Raw genomic sequence first — 16,909 nt, forward strand, 5'->3', positions numbered from 1 at the left:
CCCCCGCCCCCCCCCCACTTCTAGATCGAGATCGTGGTTAGACGATCGGGTTGTCGGTTTCCGACGTGCGGCGCTGCGTCACGTTGGCGCCGCCGGCGTCAACGCCGCTCGACACCGTCGTGATCGACTGACGCTTGCGGAACATCAGCACGAGGCCGACAACGAACACGATGAGACCGGCCCCCATGAGGATGTATCCGATCAGGTCGAGGTTGATTGCGGCCCCGAGGTCGACGTTGACCGCGAAGGTCAGGATTGCGCCGATGACGAACAATACGATTCCAGTTCCAATACTCATAGACCTGACGCTACTCACATGTCCCCCTTTAGGGGTACCCCTTGCGCTGGGAGCTTCCTGAGTGTTAGGTGAGCGAAATTGCCGGTTGGCGGGGCGATAACCTGAACCCATGACTTCGACGATCGACCTTGCAGTGATCCCCGGCGACGGCATCGGACCGGAGGTGATCGCCGAGGCGCTTGCCGTTCTCAGCGCTGTTGCCGACGTCAAGGCGACCCACTATCCATTCGGCGCAGGGCACTTTCTCGAGACCGGCGACATCCTGTCGGAGGCCGACCTCGCGTCGCTGACGAAGCACGACGCGATCCTGCTCGGTGCCGTCGGGGGAGACCCGCGCGACCCCCGGCTCGCCGGTGGCATCATCGAGCGCGGGCTGCTGCTGAAGCTGCGCTTTGCCCTCGACCACTACGTCAACCTGCGCCCGACCCAGCTGTTCCCCAGCGTCGAGAGCCCGCTTGCCGCTCCCGGCCACGTGGACTTCGTGGTGGTGCGCGAGGGCACGGAGGGGCCGTATGTCGGCAACGGCGGCGCCATCCGTGTCGGCACCCCGCACGAGATCGCGAACGAGGTCTCGATCAACACCGCGTTCGGAGTCGAGCGCGTCGTGCGCTTCGGATTCGAGACTGCGTCCAAGCGAAGCGCCAAGAAGCTCACCCTCGTGCACAAGACGAACGTGCTCACCTACGCCGGCAGCCTCTGGCAGCGCACGGTGGATGCGGTGGCCGCCGAGTACCCGCAGGTCGCGGTCGACTACCTCCACGTCGACGCGGCCACTATCTTCCTCGTGACAAACCCGGGTAGATTCGACGTGATCGTCACAGACAACCTCTTCGGCGACATCCTCACCGATCTGGCCGCCGCAATCAGCGGTGGCATAGGACTGGCAGCCTCCGGCAACATCAACCCGGATGGCGCCTTCCCCAGCATGTTCGAGCCCGTTCACGGTTCGGCTCCCGACATCGCTGGACAGCAGAAGGCCGACCCCACCGCGGCCATCCTCTCGACCGCACTGCTGCTCGATCACCTCGGGCTCACGGATGCGGCGGCGAAGGTCACCGCGGCCGTGTCGGCCGACCTCGCTAGCCGCAGTGGCGCCGCGCGGTCGACCTCCGAGGTCGGCGCAGCGATCCGTGCCCTGCTGGCGTAGCGTTACATCACTGACGTTAAAGGACCAGCCGTGAAGAACCTCCTCGCTCCACAGACCCTTCAGTTCCTCCGCAGCACCAACCAGAACGCGCTGCCCGACGCGGAGCGCGAGGCGATCCTCGCCGACCCCGGCTTCGGCAAGCACTTCACCGACCACATGGTCGACATCTGCTGGTCGGCCAAGGGCGGATGGCACCGCCCGCGCGTGCAGCCGTACGGCCCGATCCAGCTCGACCCGGCTGCCGCGGTGCTGCACTACGCCCAGGAGATCTTCGAGGGCATGAAGGCCTACCGTCACGCCGACGGCTCGATCTGGGCTTTCCGCCCCGACCAGAACGCCGAGCGCCTGCAGCGCTCCGCCCGCCGCATGGCGCTGCCAGAGCTGCCGACCGACTTCTTCATCGAGTCGATCAAAGAGCTCATCGCCGCCGACGGCGCGTGGGTGCCGTCTGCTCCCGACACGAGCCTCTACATCCGTCCGTTCATGTTCGCCAAGGAGGCGTTCCTCGGTGTGCGCGCGGCGGAGAAGGTCAACTACTACGTCATCGCGAGCCCGGCCGGGGCCTACTTCAAGGGCGGCCTCAACCCCGTGAGCATCTGGCTGAGCAGCCACTACTCCCGCGCGGGCAAGGGCGGAACGGGTGCGGCCAAGACCGGTGGAAACTACGCCGCGTCGCTCGTCGCGCAGGCAGAGGCCTACGAGCAGGGCTGCGACCAGGTGCTGTTCCTCGACTCGGAGGAGAACACCTACCTTGAGGAGCTCGGCGGCATGAACGTCGTGCTCGTCAAGAAAGACGGCACGCTCGTGACCCCGCAGTCGGAGTCGATCCTGCCAGGCATCACGCGCGACTCGATCCTGCAGCTGGCAGAAGACAGGGGCCACACGGTCGAGCGCCGCCAGGTGAGCATCGCCGAGTGGCGTGAGGGCGCGGCATCCGGCGACATCGTCGAGGCCTTTGCCTGCGGAACCGCCGCCGTCGTCGCCCCCATCGGCCTTCTGAAGGCTGCCGACTTCGAGATCAGGCACGAGCAGACGTCGACGGCGCTGTCGCTTCGCGAGGAGCTGACCGGCATCCAGTACGGCAAGGTGGCAGACCGGCACAACTGGATGCTGCGGCTCGATAGCTGATGAAGGTCGCGCGCTTCTCCCAGAACGACGGCAATCCCCGCTTCGGCATCGTCGACGGGGACGACCTCGTCGTGCTCGCCGGCGACCCCATGTTCAGCGGATTCGAGACCCTCGACGAGCGCGTGCCGCTCGCCGACGTGAAGCTGCTGGCTCCCGTCATCCCGCGCTCGAAGGTGGTGTGCATCGGGCTCAACTACGCAGAGCACAAGGCAGACATGGGCGACATCGGCCCGACGAGCCCGCTCATGTTCTTGAAGCCCAACACCGCGGTTGTCGGCCCCGGCGACGCGATCCAACTGCCGCAGAACGTCGGCAAGATCGTGCACGAGGGCGAGCTCGTCGTCGTGATCGGCAAGATCGCCAAGCAGATCAGGGCGGAGAACTTCGCCGACTACGTCTTCGGCTACACGATCGGCAACGACGTCTCTGCCCGCGACCTCATGGCCACCGATGGCCAGTGGGGGAGGGCGAAGGGCTTCGACACCTTCGCTCCCATCGGCCCGTGGATCGAGACGGAGCTCGACCCGCAGGCGCTCGAGATCTCGACCTTCGTCAACGGGGAGCCGCGCCGCCACGGCTTCACGAAGGACATGCTGCACCCGGTCGCCGAGATCGTCGCCTTCGCCTCCGACGTGTTCACCCTGCTGCCCGGCGACATCATCATGACGGGCACGCCCGGCGGCCTCGGCGGCTTCGTCGCTGGCGAGACCGTCGACATCACGATCAGCGGCATCGGCACCCTGTCGAACCCGGCGGTCGACCGGCCCGAGCGGTGAAGACCGAGGGCACCCGTCGCGCGAGCGCCCTCCTGGTCTGGGCAGTGGCCAGCGTGGTCGCCGTCGGCTGCACTGTTCCTGCGGGCATCGACGTGCCCGCGCCGACGTGGCCGAGCCAGTCATCCCACGAGGCGCCAGAGCCGTCCGACGCGCACGTCCTTGAGTGCGCGGAGGTGGCAGGCAAACCCGCCTACGCCGTTGGCGCCGGGCCCGCGGACTACATGACCGACTACCGAAGGATCGACGGCGATACCGCCAGTCCCGTTACAAAGTTCGGTGGTCAGCCAACGTGGGTCGACGAGCCGCAATGGCCGCTGAGCAGGTCAACCGGTGCTCGAATGGAGTTCATCGGGCAGGTCGCGCTGGATCCAGACCTCTTCCCGCAGTCCCAGTCGAGCATGGCGTACATCTTCATGACACGGTTCGAGGGCCTTGGAACGGAGTTTCCGGAGATCTGGGACCCGGAGAAAGGCGAGAACGCCGTTATCCTCCAACCAGCTGGCACCCCACTAGTCCAGGCAATAGCCGATGCGACCGGCCCGACGGTCGGATCCGAGGTATATGTCGCGGACCTCGAGCGTCGAGCGGATCCGGCATACATCTCGCAGGAGGTTCTGTGGTCCATCCCCGAGGCCGATCGCCGTTCCTATGCTGAGCCGATCGCGACCGACAAGGTGGGCGGAACTCCCTATTTCCTGCAGGGCGAGGAGTTCCCCCACTGCGGAGGCTCGTCGACCCTGATCACCCAGTTCTCGTACGTTCCCGTCACCGTGAATCTCGGTGACGGCGGCGTCGGCTATGCGTTTATGGATCCGCGCGGCATTGTCGGGGGACTGCTCACCCAGTCCCACTGATCGCCGGTGCGGCGCCCGGTAGAATTGCCCCAAATGTCTTCGCCAATCCCCCCAGCACCTTTCTCGACGGCGACGGGAGCCGACGTTCGCGTCCGCTTCTGCCCGTCGCCCACCGGAACGCCGCACGTCGGCCTCATCCGCACGGCCCTGTTCAACTGGGCCTACGCGCGGCACACGGGCGGCAAGCTCGTGTTCCGCATCGAGGACACGGATGCCCCCCGCGACAGCGAGGAGAGCTACCTGCAGCTTCTCGACGCGCTGCGCTGGTTGAAGCTCGACTGGGACGAGGGCGTCGAGACCGGCGGGCCGCACGAGCCGTACCGGCAGTCGCAGCGCACCGAGATCTACCGTGGCGTGATCGAGACGCTCACGGCATCCGGTCATCTCTACGAGTCCTTCGTGACGGGGGAGGAGATGGAGGCACGCAACCTCGCCGCCGGCCGTGACCCCAAGCAGGGCTACGACAACTTCGAGCGTGAGCTGACCGAGGCGGAGCGCCAGGCATTCAAGGATGAGGGCCGCCAGCCAGCGCTGCGCCTCAAGGTGCCAGACACCGACCTCAGCTTCGACGACCTGGTGCGCGGTGAGATCACCTTCCCGGCTGGCTCGTTCAGCGACTTCGTCGTGGTTCGCCCCAACGGCGCCCCGCTCTACACCTTCGTCAACCCCGTGGATGACGCGCTCATGGGCATCACGCACGTGCTGCGCGGCGAAGACCTGCTCTCGAGCACTCCTCGTCAGATCGCGCTCTACACCGCCCTCATCGAGGTCGGCATCGCCACGGCGATCCCGCGCTTCGGCCACCTTCCCTACGTCATGGGCGACGGCAACAAGAAGCTGTCGAAGCGCGACCCCGAGTCGAACCTGTTCCACCACCGCGACCGCGGCTTCATTCCCGAGGGGCTCGTCAACTACCTCTCCCTGCTCGGCTGGTCGCTCACCCACGACCGCGACCTCTTCTCGCTCGAGGAGATGATCGCGGCCTTCGACGTCGTTGACGTGAACCCGAACCCGGCCCGCTTCGACGTGAAGAAGGCGGAGTCGCTGAACGGGGACCACATCCGGTTGTTGTCGGTCAACGAGCTGGCCTCGCGCCTCGAGCCGTACCTCGCCGACGTCGTCACGACCGATTCCGATCGGGCGCTGCTGCGCCTCGCGACCCCGCTCGTGCAGGAGCGCATGCAGCTGCTCGGCGAGGCTCCCGGTCTGCTCGGGTTCCTCTTCACGCCCGACGAGCAGATCACCCCGGATGCCGACGCGCTTCCCGGGGCGGAGGGGGCATCCGTGCTTGCCGCCGCAATCGCGGCCCTGCAGCCTCTGCACGACTGGGATCACACCGCCATCGAGGAGGCACTGCGCGCCGCCCTCATCGACGGTCTCGGCATCAAGCCGAAGCTCGCGTTCGGCCCGCTGCGCACCGCTCTGTCGGGCAAGCGCATCAGCCCGCCGCTGTTCGAGTCGATGGAGCTGCTCGGCAAGGAGAGCACGATCGCGCGGCTGCAACGCCTCGCGGCCGCCCTCTAGGACCCCCCCGCTGCTGCGCTGCACCCTGCCAAATGCAGGCCGGCAGCGGTAGTAATCGCGCTCCTGCGCGGACGTCAAGGCGCGCTGGGTCACCGTGGCCTTCATTTGGCATGGTGGGATGTGGCCGCGTTTCCGAGGGCGTGAATCGTGCGCTAAAGTGGACAGTCGGCTCTGCTTCGGCTGAGCCCATTGGGGTATGGTGTAATTGGCAACACGGAAGATTCTGATTCTTTTGTTCTTGGTTCGAGTCCAGGTACCCCAGCCAACTGGCGCATAGCCGCCCTCGCCGCGTGAGTTCCCCGCTGGCCCGTGAAGTCCCGCTGGTTCGTCAAGTACAGTGGCGTCAACATGTCGTTCTCACGCCGAACATTCCTGGTCGGTGCCGGCTCCGGGCTGTCACTGCTCGTTCTGGCGGCGTGCACCGATTCCACGGTCGAGCCGACGCCCACGCCGACGCCGACGCCGATCGGAACCGTTCCAGCACCCTCGAGCTTCCACCGTTCCACCTGGACGGCCGACCCCTACTCCCGTGGCGCGACGAGCTACCTCGGGGTCGGTGCGACTCCTCAGGCCCGCGAGATCCTGCGCCAGCCGGTGATCGACCGGGTCTTCCTCGCGGGCGAGGCGGTCTCCGATGAGCCGGGCACCGTCCGCGGGGCTGTCGACTCCGGGGCCGCGGCCGCGAGGCAGCTGATCGCACTCGCCGGCGACGGTGAGCGCATCGCTGTCATCGGCGCCGGAGCCGCCGGCATCGAAGCCGCCCGCCAGCTCGCGATCCGGGGCGTGGATGTCGTGCTCATCGAGGCGAGGGACCGCGTCGGCGGCCGCATCGACAGCCGCACGACGAAGGCCGACGTTCCGATCGAGCTCGGCGCGTGGCGCCTCTCCGACGGAGCCGACGGCGAGCTCATCGACAGGCTCGAGCGCGCCGAGGTCGGGGTGATCCCACTCGCGGGTGCCTCCGCCTTCGCTGAGGGGTCGACCGTGTCCGAGGTCGATTCAGACACAGAACCACAGGCCAGCAAGGTGGCCGAGGCCATCGAGGCGGCCCGGCAGCAGCCGGTGGATATCTCCGTTGCCGAGGCGATCGAGCAGTTCGGTCTCGCCGACGATCTCGATGCAGAGGGCGCGTTGCTGCTGAGGCAGCTGCTTGCAGAGCTTGCGGCAACCACGGGTGCGGACGCCGCCGACCAGACCTCGTGGTTCCTCACCCGGGTTGTCGGCGAGCCGACATCCATTCCCGATGGACCGATGAGCGCCCTCTTCGACAACGCTCTCGAGGGGCTTGACCCGGCACTGTCCACGGTTGTCGTCGGGGTGTTCTACGACGACGACGGGGTGAGTCTTCGACTCGGAACGGGGGAGTCCCTCGCGGTCGACCGCGTCATCCTCACGGTTCCGCTCGGCGTGCTCAAGGAGCAGGCGATCGAGTTCGACCCCGTTCTTCCGCTGCTGCATCGCAGTGCGCTCGACGAACTGAGCGTCGGGCATGTCGAGGTCGTCGTGCTCGAGTTCGAGGAGCCGTTCTGGCAGACAGAGGCTGTGGTGTGGCTCACCGACGACGAGGATGCTGCCGTGCGGCTCTGGGTCAACCTGCTTCCGGTGACGGGCGAGCGCATCCTGCTCGGCGTTGTCGGAGGCGAAGCGGCGCTCGCCCTCTCCGACCTCGACGACGACGCCCTGCTAGAGGCTGCCGAGCGAAGCCTCGCGGCGTTCTCGTGACCGCCACGACGCCGCACTGAGGGCACTGACGGCGACGACGCTTGCTCCCACGACCGCGAAGACGGCGAGTGCGGCGCCGGAGTACAGCAGGAACTCGGCGATGTCTTCCGACTGATGCGGGTCGAGGAAGTAGTACGGGTACCACCCGGTGATGGCTCCCCGGATCATCGTCACCCCGCCCCAGCTGAGCGTGTAGCCGAGCACAATGGGGATCACCTTCCAGGGCGCGCGGCGCGAGCGCGGCGACAGCACCCACTCGAGCAGTGCCGCCGCGGGGAGGATGAAGTGCAGCACCACGTCTGACCATGGCACGTCGATGCGGATGGCGCGAAGGCTCGACTGCTGAACGATGACGGCAAACACGAGCCCCGATGTGACGGTGCACGTGAGCACGGCAGCCCGCGCGGCGTGGAGGCGTGGTCCGATGATCCGACCGCGAAGGGCGAGGAAGCCGGTGACCGCTGTGATCACGACGAACGCGGTGTTGCTCTGAATGGTCAGGTATCCGAAGAAGTTGCCAGGCTCGAAGGTGATCGAACCGAGGCCCCAGAGGTAGCGCGAGATGAGGGAGGCAATGCAGACGGCGGCCATGACGAGCTGCGCGGCGCCGAGCGCGCGGATGAGGGGCCTTCCGCGTTCAGGAAGGGGTGGCCTCACGCTGACGGACATGTAGCACCAAGGCTACAACGCGACCAGATGGCGGCTGGGGCGCGCTGCGGCGGGCTCCGTTGGCAACGGGTATAGACAGCAGCACTATCGATAGCTACACTATCGATCATGAGGATGTCCGAACTGAGCGAGCGCAGCGGCGTCGCTGTGCCCTCCATCAAGTTCTACCTTCGCGAGGGCCTGCTGCAGCCGGGCGAGTACTCGAGCCCCAACCAGGCGAGCTACGGCGATGACCACGTGCAGCGGCTTCGGCTCGTGCGCGCGCTCATCGACGTCGGAGGACTGAGCGTCTCTGGCGTGCGGGCCGTGCTTGCCGCGATCGACGACACAGAGCTGCCGCTCGACTGGGCGTTCGGGCTCGCGCAGCACGCGATCCCCGGTGGGGTGGTCGCCACCGAGACGGAGAACGGCCGCGGCACCGTCGAGGTGGAGCAGGCTCTCGAGCGTGCCGGGTGGCAGATCAGCGCGCGCAACCCCGGTCGGGCCATGAGCGCGCGGGTCATCGACTCCTATGAGCGACTCGGCCACGAGCGTCTCATCGAGGTGCTGCCCGACTACATGCGCGCGGCGGAGATCGTCGCGGAGGCCGACCTTCGGGCGGTTGCCGACGCGCCGGACCGCGCCGCGATGGTCGAGACCGTCGTGGTGGGAACGGTGCTCGGTGACACCCTTTTCGCCGGACTGCGTCGCATGGCGCAGGAACGCGCCTCTGACGAGTACTTTCCTGCCCCATCCGGGGCGATCCCACCCACCGAGCTCGATTGCGATCCAGAAGAAGGCACCCCATGACCACCATCCCGACCACCTGGCACCGCCCGCTCCTCTGGCTGGCCGCAGCCATGGGCCTGCTCGCCGTTGCCGCCACCATCGGCGCGATCGTCGACCCCCGTGAGGTGCTCGGCACCAACCTCTGGTTCAAGCCGCTCAAGTTCGCGATCTCCATCGCCATCTACTCTGTGTCGCTCTCGTGGCTGCTCAGCCTCATCCAGCGTCGTCGACGGTTCTTCTGGGCGCTTGGCACGGTCTCGGCGATCGGCCTCGTGGCGGAGATCGTCATCATCGTCGGAGCTGCCGCGCTGGGCGGCACGAGCCACTTCAACATCTCCACTCCGTTCAGTGCCGCACTGTGGAGCGTCATGGCGGTGTCGATCGGCATCGTCTGGATGATCGTGCTCGTCGTCAGCATTGCGCTCTTCCGCGTCGACCTCGGCGATCGCGCCCGCACGGTCGCCATCCGGGCCGGAGCGCTCCTCGCCGTCGTCGGCATGGGCCTTGCCTTTCTCATGACCTCGCCAACCGCCCAGCAGCTCGCCGACTTCCAGGGCATCGCCGGTGCCCACGCGGTTGGCATCGCAGACGGCGGTCCTGGGCTGCCGCTGCTCGGCTGGAGCACCGTCGCCGGCGACCTGCGCATCCCGCACTTCGTCGGCATGCACGCCCTGCAGTTCTTCCCGCTGCTGGCCATCGGGCTCGAGCTCGCCGCGCGTCGCGTCGCCGTGCTGCGGAACGCCGAGGTGCGCCGCCGTATCGTCTGGGTCGCCGTCGTCTCCTTCTCCGCCACGATCCTCGTGCTGACCTGGCAGGCGCTCAGCGCGCAGTCGATCGTGCAGCCGGCCGGGCCGATCCTTGTCGCGGGAATCGCGGTGACGGTGCTGACATCCATCGCGCTCGCCGCCTCTGTGCTGCTGCCCGTGCGCGAGCCCGTCGCGAGCAAGACAGACTACGAGATCGTCTCCTGAGTCGTACGCTGGAGCCATGACTGAGCAGACCATTCCCGTCGTACCGCACTGGATCAACGGAGCGGAGTCGCCGAGCTCGAGCGGCCGCACCTCGCCGGTGTACGACCCCGCGCTCGGCGTCGTCACCAAGAACCTCTCGCTCGCGAACGCCGCGGAGATCAACGCGGCGGTGGCGAGCGCGAAGGCGGCGTTCCCCGCGTGGCGCGACACCTCGATCACCAAGCGCCAGTCGATCCTGTTCACGTTCCGCGAGCTGCTGAACGCCCGCAAGGGGGAGCTCGCCGAGATCCTCACGAGCGAGCACGGCAAGGTGCTCTCCGACGCCCTCGGCGAGATCACCCGCGGTCTCGAGGTCGTCGAGTTCGCCACCGGCTTTCCGCACCTGCTCAAGGGCGAGTTCAGCGAGCAGGTGTCGACGGGCGTCGACGTCTACTCGACCAAGCAGCCGCTCGGTGTCGTCGGGGTCATCAGCCCGTTCAACTTTCCCGCGATGGTGCCGATGTGGTTCTTCCCCATCGCGATCGCGGTCGGCAACACGGTCGTGCTGAAGCCGAGCGAGAAAGACCCCTCGGCCGCCAACTGGCTTGCCGCGCTGTTCACCGAGGCTGGTCTGCCCGACGGTGTGCTCAACGTGCTGCACGGCGACAAGGAGGCGGTGGATGGGCTGCTGGCCCACCCCGACATCCAGTCCATCTCCTTCGTCGGGTCGACCCCGATCGCGCAGTACATCTACGACACGGCATCGAAGAACGGCAAGCGCGTGCAGGCTCTCGGTGGAGCGAAGAACCACATGCTCGTGCTGCCCGACGCCGACCTCGACCTCGTGGCCGACTCCGCCGTCAACGCGGGATTCGGCTCGGCGGGTGAGCGCTGCATGGCCATCTCCGTCGTCGTCGCCGTCGAGCCCGTCGCCGACGAGCTGATCGCCAAGATCGCGGAGCGCATGGCCGGGCTCACGGTCGGCGACGGCCGCCGCAGCTGCGACATGGGCCCACTGGTCACGAAGGTGCACCGCGACAAGGTTGCCAGCTATATCGACACTGCGATCGAGGATGGCGCGACGGTCGTCGTCGACGGCCGCGACATCGACGTCGACGGCGAGGCCGACGGGTTCTGGCTCGGCCCGACGCTTCTCGACCGGGTACCACTCACCTCGAAGGCCTACACAGAGGAGATCTTCGGACCAGTGCTGTCGGTCGTTCGGGTGCACTCCTATGAGGAGGGCGTCGCCCTGATCAACGCCGGCGCCTTCGGCAACGGCACCGCGATCTTCACGAACGACGGGGGAGCGGCCCGCCGCTTCCAGAACGAGATCGAGGTCGGCATGATCGGCATCAACGTTCCCATCCCCGTTCCCGTCGCGTACTACTCCTTCGGCGGCTTCAAGCAGTCGATCTTCGGCGATGCGAAGGCGTACGGCCCGCAGGGCGTGCACTTCTTCACGCGGGAGAAGACGATCACCAGCCGCTGGCTCGACCCGAGCCACGGCGGCATCAACCTCGGGTTCCCGCAGAACTAGAAGTCGATCGACTCGCCAGGCTCCAGCACGACGTACTCTCCGCCGCCCTGTTCGACGGCCCAGCGCAGGCGCTGGTTCGCGAGCCCCTTGCCGATGACCGAGAGCACCATCTCGTGCACGGGAATGGCGCGCTTCGGGGCGACCGCGAGCACGTAGTCGATCGCCTCGGAGATCTTGAGCCATGGGGCGCCCGCCGGAACGGCGAGGGTCTCGACCGCCACCGGGGGAATGTGGAACGAGTCACCGGCGTAGTAGAAGCGGTCGTTGACCAGCACGCCGACGTTGTCGATGACGGGGATAGACGAGTGGATGACGGCGTGCTTCCCGCCGAAGAACGCGAGGGTGAACGGACCGGCCTCGATCACGTCCCCGTCCTTCACGCTGGTGACGTCGTGGCCCGCTGCCGCGGCCCCGACTCCGGGTGGCCCGTAGATCGCGGCCTCAGGATTGCGAGCGAGGATGCGGTCGAGCTGCTCGCTCGTGAAATGGTCGCCGTGCTCGTGGGTGATGACGATCGCGACGACGTCGCTGAGGTCGTCGAGGGGCAGCGAGAAGCTGCCTGGATCGATGACGATGCGGGTGTCCGCCAGCTCGAGGACCATCTCTGAATGCTCGTACTTGGTCAGCTTCATGGCTTCAGCCTATTTCGCCAGGCGTGCACGGAATACCCCCTGGGGGTATGCTGTTGTCATGATCGACGACCTGAAGAAACGCGCGCTGCATCGCAGCAAGATCCTCGAGGGCCAGATGCGGGGCCTCGAGAAGATGATCGAGAACGAGGAGTACTGCATGGACATCATCACGCAGTCCCTCGCCATTCAGAAGTCCCTGCGCAGTCTCAACAAACTGCTCGTCGAGAACCATCTGCGCACGCATGTCACGCACATGTTCCACGAGGGCGGCGACCAGGCAGAGCTGGCCGTCGACGAGCTGCTGAAGGTCTACGAGCTCAACAACGTACGAGGAGAGTCGAAGTAATGGCCAACGACCACCACGACCACCATCCGGTCATCGAGCCGGTCGGGACGGTCGAGACGGACCACAGCGCCCATGACCACGGCACCCACGACCACGGTGCCCATGATCACGGCACCCACGACCACGGTGCCCATGACCACGGTGCTGCCGACCACAGTGGCCATGACCACAGCGCCCACGACCCCGCGCAGTTCAAGCGCAAGTTCTGGGTGAGCCTGGCGCTCACGGTTCCCACGCTGGTCTTCTCCCACGGCTTCCAGGAGCTGCTCGGGCTCACCCAGCCGCGCTTTGCGTACAGCGAGTACATCCCCGCCGTCTTCGGCATCATCCTGTTCTTCTACGGAGGGCTGGTGTTCCTGCGGGGCGCCCTGACCGAGCTGCGATCGCGCCAGCCCGGCATGATGACCCTCATCTCACTCGCGATCGTCGTGGCGCTGGGCTACAGCATCGCGGTCACCCTCGGGTTCCCTGGCATGGACTTCTGGTGGGAGCTCGCCACCCTCATCACGATCATGCTGCTCGGCCACTGGGTCGAGATGTCGGCCGTCATGGGTGCGCAGAACGCGCTGGGCGAGCTCGCGAAGTTGATTCCCGACACCGCAGACCTCGTGCACGGCGATCATGTGATGCCGGTGCCGGTGGCGCAGCTGAAGGTCGGCGATCATCTTGTGGTGCGCCCGGGCGCCACGGTGCCGACAGACGGCGTCGTCGTCGACGGCGAATCGCACGTCAACGAGTCGCTGCTGACCGGTGAGTCGACCGAGGTCGGCAAGCGCCTCGGAGACACCGTGATCGGCGGCAGCATCAACGGCAGCGGATCCCTGACGGTGGAGGTCACCCGTGTCGGTGCCGACACAGCGCTCGCGGGCGTGATGCGGCTTGTCGCCGACGCCCAGGCCAGCAAGTCCGGTGTGCAGAGGCTCGCCGACCGCGCGGCCTCCTGGCTGTTCTTCGTCGCCCTCGGGGCGGCCGTGCTGACCCTGGCGGCGTGGTGGCTCATCGATCCGAGCGACCCGGCGTTCGTCATCGAGCGAGTGGTGACCGTTCTCGTGATCGCGTGCCCGCAAGCGCTCGGCCTCGCCATCCCTCTCGTCGCCCTCATCTCGACGACGAAGGGCGCTCGCCACGGCATCCTCGTTCGTGATCGCGCCGCCCTTGAAGACGCCCGCTCCATCCAGGTGGTGCTGTTCGACAAGACCGGAACCCTCACCGAGGGGCGTCAGGGCGTCGTCGGAATCACTGCAGCACCCGGCAGCACGGAGGAGTCGGTGCTCTCTCTCGCCGCGTCCGTCGAGGGCAAGGCGGAGCATCCGATCGGTCGTGCCATCGTCGCGGAGGCGAGGTCGCGTGGCGTCAAGACCGCGCGGTCGTCGAAGTTCGCCTCCCTCGCCGGTCTCGGCGCAGAGGCCACCGTCGACGGCCGTCGCCTCACCGTCGGCAGCCAGCGCCTCGCGACCTCGCGCGGCATCACCCTGGCTCCAGAGCTCGTGCGAGCCGTGCAGTCGGCGACATCCTCTGGAACGGGCTTTGTGGTCGTGCTCGACGAGCACTCCGCTATCGGCGTTATCACGATCGCGGATGTCGTGCGGCCGGAGTCGGCGGAGGCGGTGGCGCGCCTGAGGAAGGCCGGCATCCGTGTCGCCATGCTCACCGGGGATTCGCACGCCGTCGCCAACGCGGTCGCTGCCCAGCTCGGCATCGACGAGGTCTTCGCCGAAGTGCTGCCCGGCCAGAAGGCCGATGTCGTGCGCGGCCTCCAGGAGGACGACACCAGGGTTGCGATGGTCGGCGACTGCGTCAACGACGCCCCAGCGCTGGCGACCGCCGACGTGGGCATCGCCATCGGAGCAGGAACGGATGTCGCCATCGAGTCCGCGGGAATCGTGCTCGCCTCGAGTGACCCGCGCGGCGTGCTCGCGACGATCCGCCTCAGCCGGGCGACCTACCGCAAGATGCAGCAGAACCTGTTCTGGGCGACCGGATACAACGTCATCGGCATCCCGCTCGCCGCCGGTGTGCTGTTCGGGGCTGGCATCCTGCTCTCCCCGGCGCTCGGCGCGGTGTTCATGTCGGTCTCGACCATCGTGGTCGCGCTCAACGCCCAGCTGCTGCGACGCCTCCAACTGGGGGAGTAGCCGCTCGCGCTGGCACGTCATACTGGTGGCGTGCCAGCGAAGCCGCTGCGACTCGTCGTCGCCATCAACCCGTCCGCCTCGTTCGGCAAGGGCAGCCACGTCGGCCCTGCCGTCGTCAGCACCCTCCGTGGCCTCGGCCACGAGGTCACGAGCCTGCAGGAGCCGAGTTTTCTCGAGCTCATGGCATCTGGTCGTGCAGCTGTCGCGTCCAAGCCAGACGCGCTCATCGTCGTCGGCGGTGACGGCATGGTCAATCTCGGGGTCAACCTGGTGGCGAAGACCAAGGTGCCGCTCGGCATCGTGCCATCGGGCACGGGCAACGACATGGCGCGCGGCCTCGGCATCCCCTTCGACAACACCGAGGCGGCGATCGAGGCGCTCGCGAACGCCCTGCACAAGCCCGCCCGCGTGATCGACGCCGGCCGCATCCACCACCTCGACACCGAGACCGGACTGCCGAAGACCACCTGGTTCGCGTGCGCGATCTCGGCGGGCTTCGACGCGGTGGTGAACCAACGGGCCAACCTGATGACCCACCCGAAAGGACCGAGCCGCTACATCGTCGCCCTGCTCATCGAGCTCGCGCGCCTCAAGCCGATCGAGTACACCCTCGAACTGGATGGCGTGACGACGGTCACCAAGGCCGCCCTCGTCTCGATCGGCAACAGCGTCTCGCTCGGCGGTGGCATGAAGATCACGCCAGACGCCAAGCTCGACGACGGGCTGCTCGACGTTCTCGTCGTGCAGCCGCTCGGCCGGATTGCCTTCATGCGCATCTTCCCGCGCGTCTTCACGGGCGAGCACGTCACGGATCCCCGGGTCAGCATCCAGCGCGCCAAGCGCATCACCATCAGCGCCCCCGGCGTCGCGGTCTTCGCCGACGGCGAGAGCCTCGGCACCCTGCCGATCGACGTCGAGGTCGTGCCTGGCGCTCTTCGCGTGCTCGCCTAGCGGTCGTTTTTGTGGAGTGCCAATTCGTATGGCATACTCGTAAAGTTGTCGTGACGGCCCCATCGTATAGCGGCCTAGTACGCTGCCCTCTCACGGCGGTAACACCGGTTCGAATCCGGTTGGGGTCACCAACAAGAAAACCCGGTTCTCGCGAACCGGGTTTTTTCTTGCCCGCGTCTTCTGTGCCCGCGTCGTGTGACCGCAGCGAGTCGGATACGATTGTGTCTGCGAAGGGGAGTATCCCGATTCGCCGTGAACGTCAGCACGGGCTCCAGCGTTGCAGCCCCGGACACGGCGGCATCCACCTGGTTCCACCGGATGCGGGAGAGACTTTCAGGCCCTCCCACGCCCATTTCGAACCGTAAAGGCTCCCGTGCTCTCCTTCCTCCCTGCTGCGACAGAGGCCGCGTCCTCTGGCACCGTCATTCCCGTCTGGTTCGAGGTCACATCCCTCGTCGTCGTGCTGCTCATCCTGACGGCCGACCTCGTTCTGGCCTACATGCGCCCGCACATCCCGTCGACCCGCGAATCCGGACTCTGGGTCGGCTTCTACGTCGCCCTCGCCCTGGTCTTCGCCGGGCTGCTCTTCGCCATCGGCGATGCCGACCACGGTGTCGAGTTCATCGCCGGCTGGGCGACGGAGTACAGCCTCAGCATCGACAACCTGTTCGTCTTCGTGATCATCATGGGCCGATTCTCCGTGCCGAGGAAGTACCAGCAGGAGGTGCTGATGGTCGGCATCATCATCGCCCTCGTGCTGCGCGGCATCTTCATCCTGCTCGGCGCCGCGATCATCGAGAGCTACAGCTTCGTCTTCTACCTGTTCGGCGCCTTCCTCGTCTACACAGCGATCCGCCAGGCGTTCGAGAACCACGACGACATGGAGGAGAAGGAGAACGGCGTCATCCGGTTCCTTCGCAAGCGCGTCTCGATCACCGACAGCTACGACGGCGCCAAGCTGCGCACGGTGATCGACGGCAAGAAGGTGTTCACCCCGATCCTCGTCGTGTTCATCGCAATCGGCACGACAGACCTCGTCTTCGCGCTCGACTCGATTCCGGCGATCTTCGGAATCACGCAGAACCCGTTCATCGTCTTCACCGCCAACGTCTTCGCGCTCATGGGCCTTCGCCAGCTCTACTTCCTGCTCGGCGACCTCATCGACAAGCTCGAGTACCTGCACTACGGCATCGCGTTCATCCTCGCGTTCATCGGCGTCAAGCTCTTCTTCCACGCTCTGCACGAGAACGAGCTCCCGTTCATCAACGGCGGCAAGCACGTCGAGTGGGCGCCGGAGATCAGCACCTGGCTCTCGCTCGGGGTGATCATCGCGTCGATGACGGTCGCCACCGTGGCGAGTCTCATCAAGATCCGCATAGATAGCGCGAAAGCGAACACTCTCGTTAAATGACCCGCGTGTGGGGCATACCGGCCGGGACCGCGCACTTGTAGCGTGGGGGCCAGGGAAC

Annotated in this window: 16 protein-coding genes and 2 tRNA genes; 15 read left to right on the forward strand and 3 right to left on the reverse strand. The window is 66.7% G+C overall.

Annotated elements, in window-relative coordinates:
• Positions 1-37 precede the first annotated feature (37 nt).
• On the reverse strand, positions 38-298 hold the full coding sequence (locus AC14A7_RS00605; RefSeq protein WP_484005940.1) for a DUF6458 family protein: 261 nt from the start codon (positions 296-298) through the stop codon (positions 38-40).
• Positions 299-407: 109 nt separating this feature from the next.
• Here AC14A7_RS00605 and AC14A7_RS00610 point away from each other — a divergent pair, with 109 nt between their 5' ends.
• From AC14A7_RS00610 to AC14A7_RS00640, 7 genes are all read left to right on the forward strand, one after another.
• Positions 408-1,445, forward strand: coding sequence for a 3-isopropylmalate dehydrogenase (locus AC14A7_RS00610; protein WP_484005941.1), 1,038 nt, complete (start codon positions 408-410; stop codon positions 1,443-1,445).
• Between the two features lie 30 nt (positions 1,446-1,475).
• Entirely contained in the window at positions 1,476-2,573 is a 1,098-nt protein-coding gene (locus AC14A7_RS00615) for a branched-chain amino acid aminotransferase (protein ID WP_484005943.1), read from the forward strand.
• Complete coding sequence (locus AC14A7_RS00620) at positions 2,573-3,349, forward strand: fumarylacetoacetate hydrolase family protein (protein WP_484005945.1); 777 nt, start codon at positions 2,573-2,575, stop codon at positions 3,347-3,349. Before AC14A7_RS00615 ends, AC14A7_RS00620 begins: the two co-directional genes overlap by 1 nt.
• Positions 3,346-4,203, forward strand: a complete 858-nt coding sequence (locus AC14A7_RS00625) for a hypothetical protein (protein WP_484005946.1) — start codon at positions 3,346-3,348, stop codon at positions 4,201-4,203. The genes AC14A7_RS00620 and AC14A7_RS00625 overlap by 4 nt, the downstream gene beginning before the upstream one ends.
• 33 nt (positions 4,204-4,236) lie before the next feature.
• Positions 4,237-5,727, forward strand: a complete 1,491-nt coding sequence (gltX, locus tag AC14A7_RS00630; RefSeq protein ID WP_484005948.1) for a glutamate--tRNA ligase — start codon at positions 4,237-4,239, stop codon at positions 5,725-5,727.
• Positions 5,728-5,917: 190 nt separating this feature from the next.
• Positions 5,918-5,992: transfer RNA gene (locus AC14A7_RS00635), tRNA-Gln, on the forward strand.
• An 83-nt stretch (positions 5,993-6,075) separates the two neighbouring features.
• Positions 6,076-7,449, forward strand: coding sequence for an FAD-dependent oxidoreductase (locus AC14A7_RS00640; protein WP_484005949.1), 1,374 nt, complete (start codon positions 6,076-6,078; stop codon positions 7,447-7,449).
• Here the strand turns inward: AC14A7_RS00640 and AC14A7_RS00645 are convergent.
• A complete protein-coding gene (locus tag AC14A7_RS00645) occupies positions 7,411-8,118 on the reverse strand; it encodes a Pr6Pr family membrane protein (protein ID WP_484005950.1) in 708 nt (235 codons plus the stop codon). The genes AC14A7_RS00640 and AC14A7_RS00645 overlap by 39 nt on opposite strands.
• A gap of 108 nt (positions 8,119-8,226) precedes the next feature.
• On the opposite strand from AC14A7_RS00645, the gene AC14A7_RS00650 reads away from it, so the two are divergent.
• Genes AC14A7_RS00650 through AC14A7_RS00660 form a run of 3 tightly spaced genes read left to right on the forward strand, consistent with a single transcriptional unit; the run spans position 8,227 to position 11,376 of the window.
• Positions 8,227-8,907 carry a MerR family transcriptional regulator gene (locus AC14A7_RS00650; RefSeq protein WP_484005951.1) on the forward strand — a complete coding sequence of 227 codons (681 nt, stop codon included), beginning with the start codon at positions 8,227-8,229 and terminating at the stop codon, positions 8,905-8,907.
• Positions 8,904-9,857, forward strand: coding sequence for a hypothetical protein (locus AC14A7_RS00655; protein WP_484005952.1), 954 nt, complete (start codon positions 8,904-8,906; stop codon positions 9,855-9,857). Before AC14A7_RS00650 ends, AC14A7_RS00655 begins: the two co-directional genes overlap by 4 nt.
• Before the next feature lie 16 nt (positions 9,858-9,873).
• Positions 9,874-11,376 carry a CoA-acylating methylmalonate-semialdehyde dehydrogenase gene (locus AC14A7_RS00660; protein ID WP_484005954.1) on the forward strand — a complete coding sequence of 501 codons (1,503 nt, stop codon included), beginning with the start codon at positions 9,874-9,876 and terminating at the stop codon, positions 11,374-11,376.
• Here the strand turns inward: AC14A7_RS00660 and AC14A7_RS00665 are convergent.
• Positions 11,373-12,008, reverse strand: a complete 636-nt coding sequence (locus AC14A7_RS00665) for an MBL fold metallo-hydrolase (protein ID WP_484005955.1) — start codon at positions 12,006-12,008, stop codon at positions 11,373-11,375. The genes AC14A7_RS00660 and AC14A7_RS00665 overlap by 4 nt on opposite strands.
• 58 nt (positions 12,009-12,066) lie before the next feature.
• Here AC14A7_RS00665 and AC14A7_RS00670 point away from each other — a divergent pair, with 58 nt between their 5' ends.
• The 5 genes from AC14A7_RS00670 (at position 12,067) to AC14A7_RS00690 (ending at position 16,851) form a co-directional block, all read left to right on the forward strand.
• Positions 12,067-12,354 carry a metal-sensitive transcriptional regulator gene (locus tag AC14A7_RS00670; RefSeq protein ID WP_484005956.1) on the forward strand — a complete coding sequence of 96 codons (288 nt, stop codon included), beginning with the start codon at positions 12,067-12,069 and terminating at the stop codon, positions 12,352-12,354.
• Positions 12,354-14,489 carry a copper-translocating P-type ATPase gene (locus AC14A7_RS00675; RefSeq protein WP_484005957.1) on the forward strand — a complete coding sequence of 712 codons (2,136 nt, stop codon included), beginning with the start codon at positions 12,354-12,356 and terminating at the stop codon, positions 14,487-14,489. The genes AC14A7_RS00670 and AC14A7_RS00675 overlap by 1 nt, the downstream gene beginning before the upstream one ends.
• Positions 14,490-14,519: 30 nt before the next feature.
• The gene (locus tag AC14A7_RS00680; RefSeq protein WP_484005958.1) at positions 14,520-15,440 is read left to right on the forward strand and encodes a diacylglycerol/lipid kinase family protein; all 921 of its coding nucleotides are present in this window, start codon (positions 14,520-14,522) and stop codon (positions 15,438-15,440) included.
• A gap of 55 nt (positions 15,441-15,495) precedes the next feature.
• A tRNA-Glu gene (locus AC14A7_RS00685) sits at positions 15,496-15,571 on the forward strand.
• A 242-nt stretch (positions 15,572-15,813) separates the two neighbouring features.
• Positions 15,814-16,851: a TerC family protein gene (locus AC14A7_RS00690; protein WP_484005959.1), complete on the forward strand. Its 1,038-nt coding sequence runs from the start codon at positions 15,814-15,816 to the stop codon at positions 16,849-16,851.
• Positions 16,852-16,909: the final 58 nt, after the last annotated feature.

The organism is Conyzicola sp. (assembly GCF_057073975.1).